Origin of the sequence: Marinobacter sp. G11 (assembly GCF_021282325.1) — a bacterium.
Lineage (GTDB): Bacteria > Pseudomonadota > Gammaproteobacteria > Pseudomonadales > Oleiphilaceae > Marinobacter > Marinobacter vinifirmus.
In genome coordinates this window covers 164,593-183,704 of record NZ_JAJSPB010000002.1, presented here as the reverse complement: position 1 = coordinate 183,704, position 19,112 = coordinate 164,593, and the positions used below count along the sequence as shown (strand labels likewise).

The window sequence follows — 19,112 nt, the reverse complement described above, 5'->3', positions numbered from 1 at the left end:
ATGCGCGCATTTACGCAACACCAGGGCATTGTAGCCCCCATGGACCGTTCCAATGTGGACACGGACATGATCATTCCCAAGCAGTTTCTGAAGTCCATCAAGCGCACGGGCTTTGGCCCGAACCTGTTTGATGAACTGCGCTACCTGGACGAAGGCAAGCCGGACCAGGATTGTGCTGGCCGTCCGCTGAATCCGGATTTTGTGCTGAACCAGGACCGTTACAAAAACGCCAGTGTACTGCTGGCCCGGGCCAACTTCGGTTGCGGTTCCAGCCGTGAGCACGCGCCTTGGGCGCTGGATGATTTCGGTTTCCGGGTGATCATTGCCCCGAGCTTTGCCGATATCTTCTACAACAACTGTTTTAAGAACGGCCTGTTACCCATTGTTTTGGATGAAGAAGTTGTCGACAAGCTGTTCAAGGAAGCCGAAGCGAACGAGGGCTACCAGCTGACCGTTGACCTGGAAGCCAAGACCGTGACCACGCCGTCTGGCGAGTCGTTCGGTTTTGATGTGGATGACTTCCGTCGCCACTGTCTGCTGAATGGTCTGGACGACATTGGTGTAACGCTGGAAGATGCCGATACCATTCGCGCCTACGAAGAGGCTCGCCGCAAGACGGCTCCCTGGCTGTTTAACGCTGGAAACTGATTAACAAGGATTTGGATATGTCCCGTAATGTATTGCTTCTGCCGGGTGACGGCATTGGTCCGGAAATTGTTGCCGAGGCAGAAAAGGTTCTGCACAAGGTTGATGAACAGTTTGGTCTTGGCCTGAGTTTTGACAGCGCGTTGGTCGGTGGTACGGCCATCGATGCTAATGATACTCCTCTGCCGGACGAGACCCTGGAGAAGGCCCGCAAGGCCGACGCCATTCTGCTGGGCGCCGTAGGTGGCCCCCAGTGGGACAGCTTGCCGATGGCCAAGCGCCCGGAGAAGGGGTTGCTGGGTTTGCGCTCCAACCTGCAGCTGTTTGCCAACCTGCGCCCGGCCATTCTGTACCCGCAGCTGGCGTCTGCGTCTTCCCTGAAGCCGGAAGTGGTTTCCGGGCTGGATATCCTGATCGTGCGCGAGCTGACCGGCGGTATCTATTTCGGCCAGCCCCGCGGTGTGCGTGAGCTGGAGAACGGTGAGCGCCAGGGTTACAACACCTATCAATATACCGAATCCGAGATTCGCCGGATTGGCCGGGTTGCTTTTGAGGCGGCCCAGCAACGGGGCAAGAAGCTGTGTTCCGTAGACAAAGCCAACGTGCTGGAAGTGACCGTGCTGTGGCGGGAAATCATGGAAGACCTGAAGCGGGAATATCCCGATGTGGAACTGTCCCACATGTACGTGGACAACGCCGCCATGCAGCTGGTTCGTGCGCCGAAGCAATTCGACGTGATTGTGACTGGCAACATGTTTGGTGATATTCTTTCTGACGAAGCGGCTATGCTCACCGGCTCTATCGGCATGTTGCCGTCTGCGTCGCTGAACTCTGAAAAGCAGGGCATGTACGAGCCTTGCCACGGTTCGGCACCGGATATCGCCGGTAAGGGCATTGCCAATCCGCTGGCCACCATCATCAGTGCAGCCATGATGCTGCGTTACAGCCTGAATGAGGAAGAAGCCGCAGCAGCGATTGAAGCGGCGGTCAGCAAGGTGCTGGATCAGGGCCTGCGTACCGCAGACATCATGTCTGACGGCGGCCAGAAGGTCTCCACCCGCGAAATGGGTGAGGCGGTTCTGAACGCACTTTAAGCCAGGCTTGATCCGGCAAACCGAGACCCGACAGCGGCGCGATGCTGCCGCTGCGGGATCATCCATCCTGTCCCTGCCAGCGATAACGGTAATGGGCGGGCATAATGTGAGGTTCAAAGGTCGCACATGAAGCGAGTTGGACTTGTAGGTTGGCGTGGCATGGTAGGCTCAGTCCTCATGCAGCGCATGCGTGAAGAAAACGATTTTGCCGATATCGATCCGGTGTTTTTCACCACTTCCCAAGCAGGGAAGCCGGCCCCGGACGTAGGCAAGGAAGGGGTTCCTCCTCTGCAGGATGCCTTTGATATCGACACCCTGAAAGGCATGGATGTGATCGTGACCTGTCAGGGCGGCGATTACACCACCGAGGTTTACCAGAAGCTGCGTGATGCAGGCTGGGAAGGCTACTGGATTGATGCCGCATCCACCCTGCGGATGGTGGATCATTCCGTGATCGTGCTGGACCCGGTTAACCGTAACGTGATCGACTCCGCCCTTGATAAAGGCGTGAAGGACTACGTTGGTGGTAACTGCACCGTCAGCCTGATGATGCTGGCCCTGGGTGGCCTGCTGGAGCAGGACCTGATCGAGTGGGTTTCCCCGATGACGTACCAGGCGGCTTCCGGCTCTGGTGCCCAGAACATGCGTGAACTGCTGAACCAGATGGGCGCCCTGAACGAGAGCGTGAAATCTGAACTGGCCGATCCGTCATCCGCCATCCTGGAAATCGACCGCAAGGTGACCGACACCATGCGTTCCGGCGATTTCCCCACCGAGCATTTCGGTGTGCCGCTGGCCGGCAGCCTGATTCCGTTTATCGACAAGCAGCTCGATAACGGCATGAGCAAGGAAGAGTGGAAAGCGGGTGTGGAGACCAACAAGATTCTGGGCCGCTCCGGCAACCCGATCCCGATTGATGGTATCTGCGTGCGTATCGGCGCCATGCGTTCTCACAGCCAGGCGCTGACCATCAAGCTCAAGAAGGATCTTTCGGTTGCTGAAATCGAAGGCATCCTGGCCAAGGGCAACGACTGGGTGAAGGTGATCCCTAACGATCGTGACGCCACCATGCAGGAACTGACCCCGACCAAGGTGACCGGTACCCTGAGTATTCCTATTGGGCGCATCCGGAAACTGGCCATGGGGCCGGAATACATTTCAGCGTTCACCGTGGGTGACCAGCTGCTTTGGGGCGCCGCTGAACCGCTGCGCCGCATGCTGCGGATTCTGCAAGAGCGTTAAGAAATGTTACGCAGGGGCAATTAATGCCAACTGTGTCCGGTTTTTAGCAAACCGGTCGGGGGCGGAGGCTGATTTCAGCGTCCGCCCCTGTTATTTTCAAGGGCAGTAAGGAGTTCCGCCCGACAGGTCAGGAATCAGTGCAAGGATTGCAGCTGATTGATTGATAAAAGGGGACTTATCATCAATACTTTCCCCACCATAGTTAGACTTACGATATAAAAACGAGAAATAACAAGACGAAACGTCATCCAACCTCGTCCGATTCTGTTGAAAGTCAGCAGTAACGAATAACGGAGACTGGAAAGGAAAAAGCATGAAGGTACGCAAGCTTGCGGTTGCCCTGGCGCTGGCGGGAGGGCTTGGCTCCGGCATGGCACAGGCCCTGGGACTCGGTGAAATCGAACTGCAGTCCTGGCTGAATGAGCCCCTGGACGCAGAAATCTCACTCAGACAGAGTGCGGGTGTAGATCCGGGTGATGTATTCGTCAATGTGGCACCGGAGTCTGCTTATCAACGGGTAGGCCTGGAGCGGAACCAGTTTCTGAGCAAACTGAAGTTCGAGGTGGTGACGGGCTCCGATGGCAACCTTGCCATCAACGTGTCGTCCCGTGAACCGGTGCGTGAACCATACCTGAATTTCCTGCTGGAGCTGACCTGGCCCAACGGTCGCCTGATGCGGGAATACGCGGTTCTGGTTGATCCCCCGGTTTATGCCGAGGAATCCGGTGTGCGGGAGCAGGTGAGCGCGCCTGTATCGTCGGCGGCATCTGCGCCGGCACGTCAAACCACCACTCGCAGTGCGGAATCGATTCGTCGCGAGGCGGCTGTACAGCGTGCGCCGGCCCGGGGCTATCAGCCTGACAGCTTTGGCCCGACCGGGCCGTCTGACACTCTCTGGACGATTGCCCAGCGCATGAGGCCGGATAGTTCTGTGTCCATGCAGCAAATGATGCTGGCCATCCAGGATCTCAATCCGGATGCATTCATCGACGGCAATATCAACAAGCTTAAGCGCGGCCAGGTACTTCGTGCTCCGACCCTTGATCAGATTCAGCGCCGCACCAAGGCCGAGGCCAATCGTGTTGTAGCCCGACAGAACGAGGAATTCCAGTCTCCACGCCCTGTTGATGCAACCCGTACCGCCCAGGGTGAAACGGCCCCGGCACAGACTGCTGAAAATGCCGGCACCGACGAACTGAAACTGCTGGTAGCCGAGGAAGAAACCTCTCCCCGTACTGATGACGAAGGCGGTTCAGCCGGTGGTGATGGCGAACAGGCTGGCGGTGCAGACGCCGGTAATGCCGTTGCCATGGAAGAGCTGGATGCGACTCGTCGTGAAAACGAAGAACTGTCCAGTCGCCTGCAGGATATGCAGGAACAGGTTCAGACCCTGCAACGCCTGCTCGAGCTGAAGAATAGCCAGTTGGCGGAACTTCAGGGTATGACCCAGGAAGAAGCTGCTGCGGCGCTCGCGGCCGAGGGTGACAGTGCCCAGGCCGGTGCCGCAGGTACGGACGCCGATGCTAATGGTGAAACCGCCGCGGCCACGGAGTCTGCCGACGTAGAAGAACCGGCGGCTCAGGCCGGCGAAAGCGCTGAGGCCCGGGAAGGTGAAAGTGCTGAGGCCCAGGAAGGTGAAAGTGCTGAAACTGAGGCTGGCATGGCTGAAGGCAGCGCGGACACGACTGCCGCAATGTCTGGTGACGGCGAGCAAGCGGAAGCCAGTGCTGCTGAAGGTGAGAGTGAAAACGCCGAGGCTCCCGCGGAGGCCGAAGCCGATGCATCTGGTTCTGGTCAGGCTGACGTAGCGGGTGCTGATACGGCTGCACAGCCTGATACCGAGTCTGCAGAAGCGACAGAAGCTGCTGATGCCGACGACGCCCCTGCAGCGGCTGCAGCTCCGGCTCAGGAAGAATCCAGGGCCCAGCCCAAGCCCTCTCAGACTGCGCCTGCCAAAGAGAAGGGCTTCTTCGGTCAGTTCATGGACACGGTTCTGGGCAACCCGATGTACCAGATTGCTCTGGGTGGTGGCCTGATTCTGTTGCTCCTGCTTCTGCTACTGGTGGCTCGCAAAAACGCCAAGCGCGAGAAGGATTTCTACGATGAGTTCAATCGTGGTGAAGACGATTCGGCAGATGATTCGGTAGACCTTGGCCCCGCAGCGGCTGTTGCCGGCAGCGACCAGGAAGAAACTGCCGATGCGCTGACAGAAGCCGAGACCTACATTGCCTATGGTCGTAACGACCAGGCCATCGAAGTCCTGGAAACCGCAATTTCCCGCGAGCCCAGCCGCGCAGACCTGCGCCTGAAGCTGTTGTCTGTCTATGCAGATAACCAGGACCGCGATGCGTTCGAGAAGCAGTACGGTGAAGTAGCGGCGCTGGAAGACGAGTCCGCCCTGCAGGAAGCGGAAGCCATTCGCAGCCGTCTGGACGAAGCGGAGTCCATGCCCAGCATTGATGACCTGGAGTCCCAGCTGCGTTCTGATTCCTTCAGTCTGTCGGATTACGAACCGGAGCAGGCGCTTTCTTTCGAGACACCGGAGCAGGAGCCGGAAGAAGACTGGCCCCTGTCTGATGAGCTCAAGGCGGATGAATTTGAAGCCGCTGCCGATGAAGTGAAAGAAAACGAGTTCGGCGAGCTGGAATCCGACAGCTCACTCGAAACCGATGCAGACGACAATTCCGTTGAATTCGATCTCTCCGATTTCGAACTGGACGCTGAAGATGCCGGCCTGGACCAGTTGGATTCTGAGCAGCCTGCTGAAGAAGAGATCGACCTCGGCCTCGAGGGTGAGTCGCTGGACGAATCCTTCCTGGACGAGCTGGATGCCGAGCTGGAGAAAGTATCCAGCGAGGATGACTCCCTGGAAGAGCTGGACCTTGAAGATTCTTCCCTTGAAGAGCTGGAGCTGGACGTTTCCGACGAAGACCTGGCCCTGATGGAAGAATTCTCCGAAGACAGCGAGAGCCCGGAGGTCGACGAAGAACTGGGCCTTGAAGATGCCCTGCAGGAACTGGAGACCGAAGAAGATCCTCTTGGCGACTTGCCGGTTGTTGAGCCTGAACCTGAGGCTGAGGCGTCCGACACTGGCGCAGAAGTTCCGGAAATGCCGGAAGAGGGCGCGTCAGACGAGGCGGTTACTCCCGCTACCGGACTGGATATCGACGAAAGCGATCTTGAAGACGACGACTTCGATTTCCTGGCCGGCACCGATGAGGCTGCCACCAAGCTCGACCTGGCCCGTGCCTACATCGAGATGGGTGACAGCGACGGTGCCCGTGACATCCTGGAGGAAGTTGCGCTGGAAGGTAACGATGATCAGAAAGCCGAGGCGCAGGAGCTCCTTAAAAATCTTTCCTGATCCGTTATAATCAGTTCCATCGTGGCAACAGCGCCGGCCTTTGTGCCGGCGCTTTGTTTTTCAGAAGACATCATTCCGGGCTGACCCTTGTTTCTTACTCCACAACCCCTGACCACAGACAACGCCATCGGTAACGGCCGTGTTGCCATTGCCTTTGAGTACGACGGCCGGCACTTCCATGGCTGGCAGTTCCAGAAAAGCGGCGTGCGATCAGTGCAGGCCGAACTGGAAAAGGCTGTGTCAAAGGTGGCTGATCATCCGGTGGACCTGGTGTGTGCTGGCCGGACCGATGCCGGGGTGCATGCCAGTTTTCAGATTGCCCATTTTGATACTCCCTCGGTACGCAACCTCCGGTCCTGGGTGATGGGTATGAACACAGCCTTGCCCGATGACATTGCCGTGCACTGGGCCGGCAACGGGGTCGATGACTTTCATGCCCGTTTTTCTGCGGTTTACCGCCGCTATCGGTATATCATCTACAACCACGCGGTCAGGCCGGGAATCCAGCGAGGGCAGGTGAGCTGGAACTTTCGCCCGCTGGACGAGCACAGAATGCACCAGGCCGCCCAGGCACTTATTGGCGAGCACGATTTCACCTCATTCCGGGCAGCCGGCTGCCAGTCCCGTACGCCGGTGCGTTACATGGAGCGGATTTCGGTAACCCGAAGCGGCAGTTATGTCGTAATTGATGTGCAGGCCAATGCGTTTTTGCACCATATGGTTCGGAATATAGCCGGTGCCCTGATGGATGTGGGCACAGGAAAGGAATCGGTGGAGTGGGTTGGCGACGTGCTTGAGGCAAGGGATCGCAAGCTTGCCGGGGTCACTGCACCGCCACACGGGCTTTATCTGGTGGATGTGGGGTATCCTGACGGGTATGGTATTCCGAAAGCCCTGTGCGGGCCCGGTTTCGCCAGTCCCTGGTTTTCAGCCGAGGGGAACCAGCCCATTCCGCCAAGCCATATTCACCCGAAACAGCCGGTAACGGAATCATGACAACCCGCGTTAAGATCTGCGGCCTGACCCGGCCAGAGGATGTGGAAGCGGCCATTCGCGCCGGTGCAGATGCCATTGGCCTGGTGTTTTTCGACAAGAGCCCCCGGGCTGTCTCTGCAGAGCAGGCAAAACAACTTGCGGCCAGGGTTCCGGCCTTTGTCACGCTGACCGGACTATTCGTTAATCCGGACCCAGCGTTCGTCAAACAGGTGCTTGAACAGGTGCCGCTGGACTTGCTGCAGTTTCACGGCGACGAAACGCCGGAATTTTGCGCCTCTTTCGGGCGGCGCTGGATTAAAGCGATCCGGGTTCAGGAAACCGGCCAGATCGAACAGGCCTTCGTGGATTATCAGAGTGCCTGTGGTCTGCTGGTGGATGCCTGGGATCCGGACCGTTACGGCGGTACAGGTCATTCCTTCAACTGGCAGCTGATTCCGGAACAACGGCCGCTGCCCCTGATATTGGCCGGTGGTTTGTCATCTGCTAACGTAGCCAGCGCTATCGAGCAGGTACGGCCCTGGGCTGTCGATGTGAGTGGTGGGGTAGAGCAGAGTAAAGGCAGGAAAGACGCCACCAAACTATCCGAATTCATTAAAGAGGTTCACCGTGTCTGTAAAACTGACTGAAGAAATGCTCAAGGCGCTTCCCGATGCGAAAGGCCACTTCGGTGCCTTTGGTGGCCGGTTTGTATCGGAAACCCTGATGGACTCCCTGATGACGCTCGAGCGGGAGTATCTGCGCCTGAAAGACGACCCTGAGTTTCAGGCGACGTTCGACAAGGATCTCGCTGATTATGTAGGCCGCCCAAGCCCTCTTTACTTTGCCGAGCGCCTGACCCGGGAAACCGGTGGTGCCCAGATCTGGCTGAAACGGGAAGACCTGAACCACACCGGCGCCCACAAGGTCAACAACACGATCGGCCAGGCGTTGCTGGCCAGCTTCCTGGGCAAGAAACGCATTATTGCGGAAACCGGGGCCGGCCAGCATGGTGTGGCCACGGCTACCGTGTGTGCCCGTCTGGGTCTCGAATGCCACGTGTTTATGGGCTCTGAAGACGTCAAGCGCCAGTCCCTTAACGTGTACCGGATGAAACTGCTGGGTGCCACGGTGCATGCCGTTGAGAGTGGTACCAAAACCCTGAAAGACGCCATGAACGATGCCATGCGTGACTGGGTAGCGAACGTCGATGAGACGTTCTACATCATCGGCACCGTGGCTGGCCCGCATCCGTACCCGTTGCTGGTGCGCGACTTCCAGTCTGTGATCGGCCGTGAAACCCGTCGCCAGTCGCTGGAGAAAACCGGCAAACTGCCGGATGCCCTGGTAGCCTGCGTGGGTGGTGGTTCCAACGCAATCGGAATGTTCTACCCCTTCCTGACCGACGAATCTGTTGAGCTTTACGGAGTGGAAGCCGGTGGCCTGGGCATTGAAACCGGCCAGCATGCCGCACCCCTGTGTGCCGGCCGCCCGGGCGTACTGCACGGTAACCGTACTTACCTGATGGAAGACGAAAATGGCCAGATTGCCGGCACCCATTCGGTCAGCGCAGGCCTGGACTATCCGGGCGTAGGGCCCGAGCATTCCTGGTTGAAGGATATTGGCCGCGCCAACTACGTTTCGGTCACCGATGAAGAAGCACTGGACGGTTTCCGCAAACTAACCCGTATTGAAGGTATCATGCCGGCACTGGAGTCTGCCCATGCAGTGGCCTACGCCCTCAAGCTGGCTGCTACTATGGATAAAGACAAAATGCTGGTCATCAATGTCTCCGGCCGTGGCGACAAAGATATTCACACCATTGCCCAATTGGATGGCATCGAGATCTGAAGGTATCAGGAGCAGGCATGAGCCGAATTGAAGGTGTACTGAAATCGCTGAAAGAGCAGGGCCGCAAGGCCCTGATCCCCTATATCACGGCCGGTGATCCGCACCCGGATCAGACCGTGGGCCTGATGCACACACTGGTGGCGGCCGGTGCCGATATCATCGAGCTGGGCGTGCCGTTCTCTGACCCGATGGCAGACGGCCCGGTTATCCAGCTGGCCTGTGAGCGGGCGCTGAAGTTCAACACGTCGCTGCGCGATGTGCTGGGTATGGTGAAAGAGTTCAGGAAAACCGATAGTGACACGCCGGTCGTGTTGATGGGCTACCTCAACCCCATGGAAGCCATGGGTTATGAGGCGTTCGCCGATGCAGCTGCCGATGCGGGCCTTGATGGCGTGCTGACGGTAGACCTGCCGCCGGAAGAGGCAGATCAGGTGGCCCCGCTGTTCGCCGAGCGCAAGCTGGATCCGATCTTCCTGCTGGCGCCGACCACCACGGATGAGCGAATCAGGGCAATCAGTGAGCACTCTTCCGGCTATGTGTACTATGTTTCTATCAAGGGTGTGACCGGCTCTGCCACCATCGACGTCGACGAAGTGGCCCGGAAAGTAGCACATGTGCACGAACTGACCGCTCTGCCGGTGGGTGTCGGCTTTGGTATCCGCGATGCCGAAACTGCCGCCGCAGTAGGCAGAGTATCCGATGGTGTAATTGTTGGCAGCGTGCTGGTGGATACAATAGCCCGACACCAGACAGATCCGGACGGTCTTCGTAAGGCCCTGACCGATCTGTTGCACCCGATGCGCGAGGCTCTGGACAGTCTCTCCTGAGTTAACGGCGTCCAGGCATCAAAGGACAGGATGAAAGCATGAGTAACTGGCTGGAAAAGATCATGCCGAGCAAGATTCGCTCGGAATCACGGCAGCGTACCGGCGTGCCGGAAGGTTTGTGGAAAAAATGCCCCAAGTGTGGCGCCTTCCTGTACAAGCCGGAGCTCGAGAAGAATCTCGACGTTTGCCCGAAGTGTAACCACCACATGCGGGTAAACGCCCGTCGTCGGCTGGATATCTTCCTGGACAAAGACGGCCGTGAGGAAATCGCTGCGGATCTCGAGCCTTCCGATCGCCTGAAGTTCAAAGACACCAAGCGTTACAAGGATCGCCTGTCGGCAGCCCAGAAAGCCACGGGCGAGAAAGACGCACTGGTGGCCTTCAAAGGCACGACCATGGGTGTTCCGCTGGTTGCCTGCGCCTTTGAATTCAATTTCCTGGGCGGTTCCATGGGCCAGGTAGTGGGTGAGAAGTTCGTCCAGGCTGCCAACGTGGCCCTGGAGCACCGTATTCCCCTGGTGTGCTTCTCTGCCAGTGGTGGTGCCCGTATGCAGGAGGCGATCCTGTCGCTGATGCAGATGGCGAAAACCGCTGCGGTCCTCGAGCGCATGAAGGAAGAGGGGATTCCCTACATTTCCGTGCTCACAGACCCGGTATTCGGTGGCGTGTCTGCCAGCCTGGCCATGCTGGGCGACCTGAACATTGCCGAGCCCTATGCGCTGATCGGTTTTGCCGGCCCGCGGGTTATCGAGCAGACCGTGCGTGAGAAACTGCCGGAAGGCTTCCAGCGCAGCGAATTCCTGCTGGAGCACGGTGCCATCGACATGATCCTGCACCGTCATAACATGCGTGAGCGTATTGCCCACCTGCTGGCCAAGTTCACCGGTGGTGAGAAGCCGGGCACCGAGGCTCCGATCGAATTCGAAATTACCGAGAAACCCGATACAGATGAACCCTCCGGGCACTGATCCCTCTCCGGCGCCGGCATCCAGCCCCGGCGCCGGGGCTTCCGTTCAGGACTGGCTGAACTGGCTTGAAGCCATCCATCCTACCGAAATCGAGCTTGGCCTGGACCGCGTTCTGGTGGTTCTTCGCCGCCTGTTCCCGCGCAAGCCCAATGCCCGGATCATTACCGTGGCGGGTACCAATGGCAAGGGCACCACAGTTGCCACCCTGGAAAAGCTGTTGCTGGCAGCGGGCCGCACAACCGGGGCTTACACCTCTCCGCATCTCCAGGACTACAACGAGCGGGTTCGCCTGAACGGCACAGATATTTCAGACCCGGTCTTGGTGAGCGCTTTCGAGAAAGTGGAAGAAGCCCGGGGCAAGGTATCCCTGACGTATTTCGAGTTCGGCACCCTGGCTGCGTTTGTCGCATTTGCCGATGCCGGCGTGGAAGACTGGATACTGGAGGTTGGCCTGGGCGGCAGGCTTGATGCCGTGAACGTGCTCGATGCTGATTTCGCAGTCATTACCTCCATTGATATCGACCATATCGGGTTTCTGGGTGATAACCGGGAAGTGATCGGTTTTGAGAAGGCTGGCATTTTACGGCCCGGAATCTTTGCCGTATGTGCCGACCCGGAGCCGCCGGCTTCGGTGCTGCAGCAAGCGGCCGCGCAGAAAGTGAACCTTCAGGTAACCGGAAGGGATTACCAGCTGTCTCCGGCTAATGGTGACCCCAATACCGTTGAACTGACCGTGGCGGGAGATCACATCAATCTTCCGGCCGGCCCCCTGCCGGTACAAAGTGTTGCCGCAGCGGTTGTGCTGGCTCATAAGTTACTGCCAGATGTGGCGCCGTCATCGCTGGGTGATATTGCCCGAACGGTCAGTGTTCCCGGGAGATTTGAGCTGCTGGGCAGCAGTCCGTTTGTGCGGGCAGACGTTGGCCATAATCCCCACGCGGCGCGCTGGCTTTCCGGGCAGGTCTCGGCCGGTCGCCGTACAGGCTCAAAAGTGCATGCGGTCTATGCAGCACTGGCAGATAAAGACGTAGAAGGCGTGATGACGGCCATGAAATCTGTGGCCGACCAGTGGTATTTTGCCGGGCTGGATGTTCCCCGCGGCCTTGCCGTTGACCAGTTGGTCTCCCATGCGCGCGCCTGTGGCATCACCGATGGTGAGGGCTATGGCTCGGTCAGTCAGGCGTTGGATGCGGCTATCGCCAATGCCCGTCCGGATGACTGTATCGTGGTGTTCGGTTCTTTCTATACCGTTGCCGAGGCCCGGGCAAAGTTGGCGGGTGCCGGTTCTTAAACTTTGTCCATTCCCGTGCGGTGGGCTTGGACTTGGCGCAGGTGGCGGTTAGTATCGTGGTGAACGGATAATGAACGGGAGCCGTCAACGGTGGATGGATTGAAGCAACGGATAATCGGCGCGCTGGTACTGATTTCACTGGCGGTTATTTTTGTCCCGATGATTTTTGATGAGCCGCACTCAGAACGTCAGTCCACACCGATCACCATCCCTGAAGAGCCGCCGTTCCCGGAAGTGGATATGCCGGCTCAGCCGGACGCTCGGAATTTCGAAGAGCCTGAAGCAGGCGGTTCGAGCGTCGGTTACCGAATGGTTGAAGAGCCTGCAGAGGCCGATGCCGCGGTAGCGGAAACAGTTGAAGAGCCAGCTTCTCAAACAGCTACAGAAGCAACTCCTGCACAAACAGCTTCGCAGGCAGAACCACAGCAAGCGCCAGAGCCACAGCAGGCAACCGAACCGGTGGCCAGTGCCAGTGAGCCCGAGCAACCCAAGGAGTTCTCCAAAACCCTTGAGGGAGCCTGGATTGTCCAGCTTGGCAGCTTCGGCAACGCCGATAATGCCCGTCGCCTGCGGGACAAGGTGATCGAGATGAAGTACGGAGCGCACCTGCAGCAAGTGACCCGTGGTGACACCGAATTGACCCGCGTGTTCAGCGGCCCCTTCGTGAACGAAGCTGAAGCCAGGAAGGCAAAGGCCGTACTCGACAAGGAATTCAATCTGAACAGCCTGGTGACCACTGGCGGTAAATAATCTGCCGGCGCCGGAAATCAACCGCTGTTTTGGGCACTCTGCAGTTTGGTGCGGTGCGGTTTCCTGATAGAATTCGCGTTTCCTTTTCTACACCGGGATGTTCATGGAAACGCTGATCTGGATTGACTGGGTCATCATTGCCCTCATTACAGTTTCCACGGTTATCAGTCTCAAGCGTGGCTTCGTAAAAGAAGCCCTGTCGCTGGTAACCTGGATTGGCGCGTTTATCATCGCCCGAACCTTTCACCCCCAGATGCAATCGCTGCTGGAATCTTCGGTTGAAACACCGTTAGTGCGGCTGATCGCCGCGTTCGCGATTCTTTTTTTCGGCACCCTGATTATCGGTGCGATCATCAATAACATGATCGGCCACCTGGTCCGGGCCACCGGTTTGTCCGCGACAGACAGGGTGCTGGGCATGGGGTTTGGCCTGCTGAGGGGCGTGGTGGTGGTTATCGTCGCTATCGCATTTACCCGATACACGCCGCTGGCACAGGATACCTGGTGGAAAACCTCAGTGATGATTGACCGGCTTGCAGTAGTCGAAGACTGGTCACGCCGGACACTGGGGGATGAATTTGCCCGTTTTCTCGGGCCGGCAGACAAAGCGCAGGAACAACCCGTACCTGCTAACGAAATCGAAGACGTGCAACCCGCGTCTGCATCCCGATAACATTCAGTTCTAACACTCGGAGAGTTGCCCAGCCATGTGTGGCATTGTCGGTATTGTCAGTACTTCCAACGTTAATCAGCTGCTTTACGATGCGCTGACCGTTCTTCAGCACCGTGGCCAGGATGCGGCGGGAATTGTGACCTTCCAGGACAACCGGTTTTACCTGCGCAAGGACAACGGGCTGGTTCGGGATGTATTCCACACCCGGCACATGCGCCGCCTGGTGGGTAACGTGGGCATCGGCCATGTCCGTTATCCGACTGCCGGCAGCTCAAGCTCGGCAGAAGCCCAGCCGTTCTATGTGAACAGCCCCTACGGTATTACCCTGGCCCATAACGGCAACCTCACCAACGCCGACGACCTTGCCGAGGACCTGTTCCGTACCGACCTGCGCCATATCAACACCAATTCAGACTCCGAAGTCCTGCTGAACGTGTTCGCCCACGAACTGCAGAAGCAGGGCAAGCTGAACCCCACCAAGGATGAGATCTTCTCGGCGGTGCGGGCCGTGCACAAGCGCTGTCGCGGTGCCTACGCCGTTATCGCCATGATTACCGGCTACGGTATTGTCGGATTCCGTGATCCCAACGGTATCCGCCCGGCCTGCTACGGTGTGCGCGAGAACGAAAGCGGCCAGAAGGAATACATGATCGCTTCTGAAAGCGTGGCCCTGAACGCCGCCGGCTTCACCATGGTGCGCGACATTGCACCGGGCGAGGCGGTGTATATTGAAACCGACGGCACCCTCTACAGCGAGCAGTGCGCCGAGGCGCCCAAGCTATACCCCTGTATTTTCGAGCACGTTTACTTTGCCCGCCCGGATTCCATCATGGACCGCGTATCTGTGTACAAGGCCCGCCTGCGCATGGGTGAAGTGCTGGCCGATAAAGTGCTGCGCGAACGCCCGGAACATGACATCGACGTGGTGATTCCGATTCCCGACACCAGTCGTACCTCTGCCATGCAGATGGCTTACCAGCTGGGCGTGAAGTACCGCGAAGGCTTCATCAAGAACCGTTACATCGGCCGTACCTTCATCATGCCGGGCCAGAAGATGCGCAAGAAGTCTGTGCGCCAGAAGCTGAACCCGATTGACCTGGAATTCCGCGGCAAGAACGTGATGCTGGTGGACGACTCCATTGTTCGCGGCACCACCTGTAAGGAAATCGTACAAATGGCCCGGGACGCCGGCGCCCGCAACGTTTACTTTGCCTCGGCCGCGCCCCCTGTTCGCTACCCGAACGTGTACGGCATCGACATGCCGTCTGCCAATGAACTGATTGCCCACGACCGCACGGTTGAGGAAGTTCGCGGCCTGATTGGCGCTGACTGGCTGGTATACCAGGACCTTGAAGACCTGGTGGCCTGTGTGGACGACGTTAACGATGATATCGATGGCTGGGAATGTTCGGTATTTACCGGCGAATACGTGACCGGTGATGTCGATGCCGCCTACCTGGCGCGCCTGGAAGACCAGCGCAACGACACCAAGCGTTCCGGTGGCCAGGTGATGGATGAAGATAACGGTATTATCGACTTGCACAATGATGAAGACTGACCCCAGCACCAGGAGAACCCAATGACTTACGGCCGTGAAGAACAGCTCTGGATTCCGGAATCGGACCTGGACGGCATGTCTGTGGACACCCTGGCGGTCAGGGCAGGGCAGATCCGTACCGGGCAGCTGGAACACAGTGATGCGATTTTCCCGACATCCAGCTTTGTCTACGGCAGTGCCGCCCAGGCGGCGGCGCGCTTTGGAGGCGAGGAGCCGGGTAACATCTATTCCCGCTTTACCAACCCCACGGTGCAGGCCTTCGAAGGCCGGATTGCGGCGATGGAAGGCGGCGAGAAAGCCGTCGCCACCGCCTCCGGCATGGCGGCGATTCTCAGCACCTGTATGGCGCTGCTGAAAGCCGGGGACCATGTGATTTGCTCCCGGGGCGTGTTCGGCACCACCAACGTGCTGTTCCAGAAGTACATGGCAAAATTCGGGGTGGAAACCACCTTTGTGTCGCTGACGGATATGGAACAGTGGCAGGCCGCGGTGCGGCCGGAAACCCGCATGCTGTTCATCGAGACCCCCTCCAACCCCTTGTGTGATGTGGCCGACCTTGCTGCACTGTCGGCACTGGCCCATGCCAACGATGCCCTGTTTGTGGTGGATAACTGTTTCTGTACCCCGGTACTGCAGCGGCCCTTGGAACACGGCGCAGACCTGGTGGTGCACTCGGCCACCAAGTACCTGGACGGTCAGGGCCGTTGTGTCGGCGGCGTGGTTGTTGGCCCGGCAAAGTACCTGGACGAAATTTACGGTTTCATCCGCTCTGCCGGCCCCACCATGAGCCCGTTCAACGCCTGGGTGTTCCAGAAGGGCCTGGAAACCTTACCGATTCGTATGCGAGCTCACTGTGCCAATGCGTTAGAGTTGGCTCGTTGGCTGGAACAGCAGCCGGAGGTTGAAAAGGTGTTCTATGCCGGCCTGGAAAGCCATCCCCAGCACGAGCTGGCCAAACGCCAGCAAGACGGCTTTGGCGGTGTGGTGTCGTTCCAGGTGAAAGGCGGGCGGGAGCAGGCGTGGCGGTTTATCGATGCCACCCGGATGATTTCTATCACCGCAAACCTGGGTGATGTGAAAACCACCATCACTCATCCGGCAACCACCACCCACGGGCGGCTGGCGCCGGAAGACAAGGCCAAGGCAGGCATCACCGAAAACCTGATTCGGTTGTCTGTTGGCATAGAAGCCATAGATGACCTGAAAACCGATCTGGATCGAGGTTTTCAGGCACTGAAAGATTAAACTCACTGACGGTTTGGGCATTCATGGCGGAATCCGCTAAAGCGAAAAAAGCAGTATCAGCCGAGCTGACGGAAAAACAGAAACGCTTTCGCCGCCTGATGGCACAGGGCGCCCGTGAAGGGGCTGTCATCGGCCTGATAGTGCTTTGCATCTATCTGGCCATGGCCCTGTTTACCTTCAGCCCGTCTGATCCCGGCTGGGCCAGTATCGGCCACGACACCAGCGTACAGAACTACGCAGGGCGTACCGGCGCCTGGCTGGCCAGCCTGCTGATGGATTTCTTCGGCCACGTTTCCTGGCTGTTTCCTGCCATGATTGCCGGTTATGCAGTCATGCTTATTCGCCTGCGTAACCAGTCACTGGATTTGCACTGGCCGTTGTTCATGGTGCGCTTCGGTGGCTTCCTGCTGATCCTGCTCTCTGCCACCAGCCTGCTGTCACTGTATTCGGTGTTCGGGCTGGGGGAATCCTCCGGTGGTGTCATGGGTATGGCGGTGTCGGAAGCCATGGTGCGCTTCTTTAACTTGCCGGCCACTACACTGCTGTTAATTGCGATCTTCCTGTTTGCCCTGACGGTCACCATTGGTTTGTCCTGGTTCCGGCTCATGGACCAGGTGGGGGCCTTAACCCTGAAAGCCGGGCTGGCCGTGAAGGCTCTGTTCACCCGCACGGGTGACAAAGCCGAGAAACCCGAACGGCCCGCAAAGCCGGAACCCGAGCCGCCGGTTATTCGGGACAAGGTGGCTGATGAAGGTCCGGACAGCACCCAACCAAAATCCGGGCGTTGGTGGAACCGTCTGTTCCGCCGCCGCGCCAAAGCCGCCGACAAAGAGCAGAAGGCGCCTGCACCGAAAGTCCGTAAAGAACCCGGGCTGGAAGGCCTTGCCGATGTAGACCCGGAACCGGTGCGGCTGGAAAGCTTCAGCTCCCGAGAAGTCGACGAGCCCCGGCCCGAGCCGGCTCTCAGCTCCGACAAACCGGCTCCGCAAGCCAGTCGCTCCCTGAAGATTTCTCCGTTCAAGAAAGACGAGCAGAAACCGGCGGATAAGAAAGCTTCCAACAAGCAGGCATCGCTCCTGGAGGACATCGAGAGCCCGATTCCGCCCATTTCCCTGCTGGACCCTGCTGAAGAGCACAAAGAAAAAGGCTACTCCGAGGAATCCCTGGAACACATGTCCCGCCTGCTGGAAGAAAAGCTGGCCGATTTCGGGGTGTCCGTCGAGGTTGTAGAAGTAAACCCCGGGCCGGTCATTACCCGGTTCGAGATCAAGCCTGCGGCCGGGGTGAAGGTCAGCAAGATTTCCAACCTGGCCAAAGACCTTGCCCGCTCCCTTGCGGTACTCGCCGTTCGGGTCGTGGAAGTGATTCCTGGCAAATCCGTGGTGGGTATCGAAATTCCGAACGAAGCGCGTGAGATGGTGCGCCTGAGCGAGGTGCTGGGAGCCCGGGTATTCACCGAATCGTCGTCTGCGCTGACCCTGGCATTGGGTAACGACATCGGTGGCAACCCCATGGTGGCCAACCTGGCCAAGATGCCTCACCTGCTGGTGGCCGGTACCACCGGTTCCGGTAAGTCTGTGGGTGTCAATGCCATGCTGTTGAGTATGCTGCTGAAGGCTACTCCGGAAGAAGTTCGCTTCATCATGGTGGACCCGAAGATGCTGGAATTGAGCATCTATGACGGCATTCCCCACCTGCTGGCGCCGGTCGTAACCGACATGAAAGAAGCCGCCAACGCATTGCGCTGGTGTGTGGCCGAAATGGAGCGCCGCTACCGCCTGATGGCGAATCTGGGTGTGCGCAACATTGCCGGTTACAACAAGAAGGTGAAGGACGCCCGCGCCGAAGGCGAACCTTTGCTGGATCCGCTCTGGAAACCGGACGAATACCTGGCCAATGACGAGCAGGAACGCCCGGAACTCGACACCCTGCCGTTTATCGTGGTGGTGATCGACGAATTCGCCGACATGATGATGATTGTCGGCAAGAAGGTGGAAGAGCTGATTGCCCGTATCGCCCAGAAAGCCCGGGCGGCCGGTATACACCTGATCCTGGCCACCCAGCGGCCGTCGGTGGATGTGATTACCGGCCTGATCAAGGCCAACATCCCGACCCGGATTTCGTTCCAGGTGTCGTCCAAGATCGACTCCCGCACAGTGCTGGACCAGGGCGGGGCGGAGCAGCTGCTCGGCCACGGTGACATGCTGTACCTGCCGCCGGGCTCCGGCCTGCCGGTTCGGGTTCACGGTGCCTTTGTGGATGATGACGAAGTGCATCGGGTAGTCAGTGCCTGGAAAGCCCGGGGCGAACCGGAGTACGTGGACGACGTCCTTAATGGCGCCGAGGGCGAGAACCTGCCCGGTGTTCCAACCCTCTCGGAAGGGGGCGGTGGAGACGAAGGGGACGCCCTGTTTGACGAGGCGGTGGCCTTTGTCACAGAAAACCGGCGGGTGTCGATCTCGTCGGTGCAGCGCAAATTCAAAATCGGCTACAACCGGGCCGCCAATCTGGTGGATGCCATGGAAGCTTCCGGTGTGGTCAGTCCGGCGGGACACAATGGCGCACGTGAAGTGCTGGCGCCCCCGCCGCCACGAGACTAGGAGATCAACTATGCTAGGTGCTTTGAAGGGTA

General features: G+C 58.6%; 15 protein-coding genes. All 15 read left to right on the top strand.

What is annotated here, in order from left to right:
• The 15 genes from leuD (at window position 1) to LWH94_RS02145 (ending at window position 19,080) form a co-directional block, all read left to right on the top strand.
• Window positions 1-648, top strand: coding sequence for a 3-isopropylmalate dehydratase small subunit (gene leuD / locus LWH94_RS02215; protein WP_058340841.1), 648 nt, complete (start codon window positions 1-3; stop codon window positions 646-648).
• Between the two features lie 17 nt (window positions 649-665).
• Window positions 666-1,739: a 3-isopropylmalate dehydrogenase gene (leuB, locus tag LWH94_RS02210; protein WP_232901090.1), complete on the top strand. Its 1,074-nt coding sequence runs from the start codon at window positions 666-668 to the stop codon at window positions 1,737-1,739.
• Between the two features lie 126 nt (window positions 1,740-1,865).
• A complete protein-coding gene (gene asd, locus LWH94_RS02205; protein ID WP_232901089.1) occupies window positions 1,866-2,981 on the top strand; it encodes an aspartate-semialdehyde dehydrogenase in 1,116 nt (371 codons plus the stop codon).
• Between the two features lie 313 nt (window positions 2,982-3,294).
• The gene (locus tag LWH94_RS02200) at window positions 3,295-6,345 is read left to right on the top strand and encodes a FimV/HubP family polar landmark protein (protein ID WP_232901088.1); all 3,051 of its coding nucleotides are present in this window, start codon (window positions 3,295-3,297) and stop codon (window positions 6,343-6,345) included.
• A gap of 87 nt (window positions 6,346-6,432) precedes the next feature.
• Window positions 6,433-7,341, top strand: coding sequence for a tRNA pseudouridine(38-40) synthase TruA (truA, locus tag LWH94_RS02195; RefSeq protein ID WP_232901087.1), 909 nt, complete (start codon window positions 6,433-6,435; stop codon window positions 7,339-7,341).
• On the top strand, window positions 7,338-7,967 hold the full coding sequence (locus tag LWH94_RS02190; protein ID WP_232901086.1) for a phosphoribosylanthranilate isomerase: 630 nt from the start codon (window positions 7,338-7,340) through the stop codon (window positions 7,965-7,967). Before truA ends, LWH94_RS02190 begins: the two co-directional genes overlap by 4 nt.
• 4 nt (window positions 7,968-7,971) lie before the next feature.
• A complete protein-coding gene (trpB, locus tag LWH94_RS02185; RefSeq protein WP_232901148.1) occupies window positions 7,972-9,168 on the top strand; it encodes a tryptophan synthase subunit beta in 1,197 nt (398 codons plus the stop codon).
• A gap of 17 nt (window positions 9,169-9,185) precedes the next feature.
• Window positions 9,186-9,995 carry a tryptophan synthase subunit alpha gene (trpA, locus tag LWH94_RS02180; RefSeq protein ID WP_094624052.1) on the top strand — a complete coding sequence of 270 codons (810 nt, stop codon included), beginning with the start codon at window positions 9,186-9,188 and terminating at the stop codon, window positions 9,993-9,995.
• Between the two features lie 38 nt (window positions 9,996-10,033).
• Entirely contained in the window at window positions 10,034-10,963 is a 930-nt protein-coding gene (gene accD / locus LWH94_RS02175) for an acetyl-CoA carboxylase, carboxyltransferase subunit beta (RefSeq protein WP_094624051.1), read from the top strand.
• A complete protein-coding gene (gene folC, locus LWH94_RS02170; protein ID WP_232901085.1) occupies window positions 10,944-12,254 on the top strand; it encodes a bifunctional tetrahydrofolate synthase/dihydrofolate synthase in 1,311 nt (436 codons plus the stop codon). The genes accD and folC overlap by 20 nt, the downstream gene beginning before the upstream one ends.
• Window positions 12,255-12,344: 90 nt before the next feature.
• The gene (locus tag LWH94_RS02165; protein WP_232901084.1) at window positions 12,345-13,004 is read left to right on the top strand and encodes an SPOR domain-containing protein; all 660 of its coding nucleotides are present in this window, start codon (window positions 12,345-12,347) and stop codon (window positions 13,002-13,004) included.
• A 103-nt stretch (window positions 13,005-13,107) separates the two neighbouring features.
• Window positions 13,108-13,677: a CvpA family protein gene (locus LWH94_RS02160; protein ID WP_058340852.1), complete on the top strand. Its 570-nt coding sequence runs from the start codon at window positions 13,108-13,110 to the stop codon at window positions 13,675-13,677.
• A 34-nt stretch (window positions 13,678-13,711) separates the two neighbouring features.
• Window positions 13,712-15,235: an amidophosphoribosyltransferase gene (gene purF / locus LWH94_RS02155; protein WP_199457577.1), complete on the top strand. Its 1,524-nt coding sequence runs from the start codon at window positions 13,712-13,714 to the stop codon at window positions 15,233-15,235.
• A 21-nt stretch (window positions 15,236-15,256) separates the two neighbouring features.
• On the top strand, window positions 15,257-16,480 hold the full coding sequence (locus LWH94_RS02150) for an O-succinylhomoserine sulfhydrylase (RefSeq protein ID WP_232901083.1): 1,224 nt from the start codon (window positions 15,257-15,259) through the stop codon (window positions 16,478-16,480).
• A 23-nt stretch (window positions 16,481-16,503) separates the two neighbouring features.
• The gene (locus tag LWH94_RS02145) at window positions 16,504-19,080 is read left to right on the top strand and encodes a DNA translocase FtsK (RefSeq protein ID WP_232901082.1); all 2,577 of its coding nucleotides are present in this window, start codon (window positions 16,504-16,506) and stop codon (window positions 19,078-19,080) included.
• Window positions 19,081-19,112: the final 32 nt, after the last annotated feature.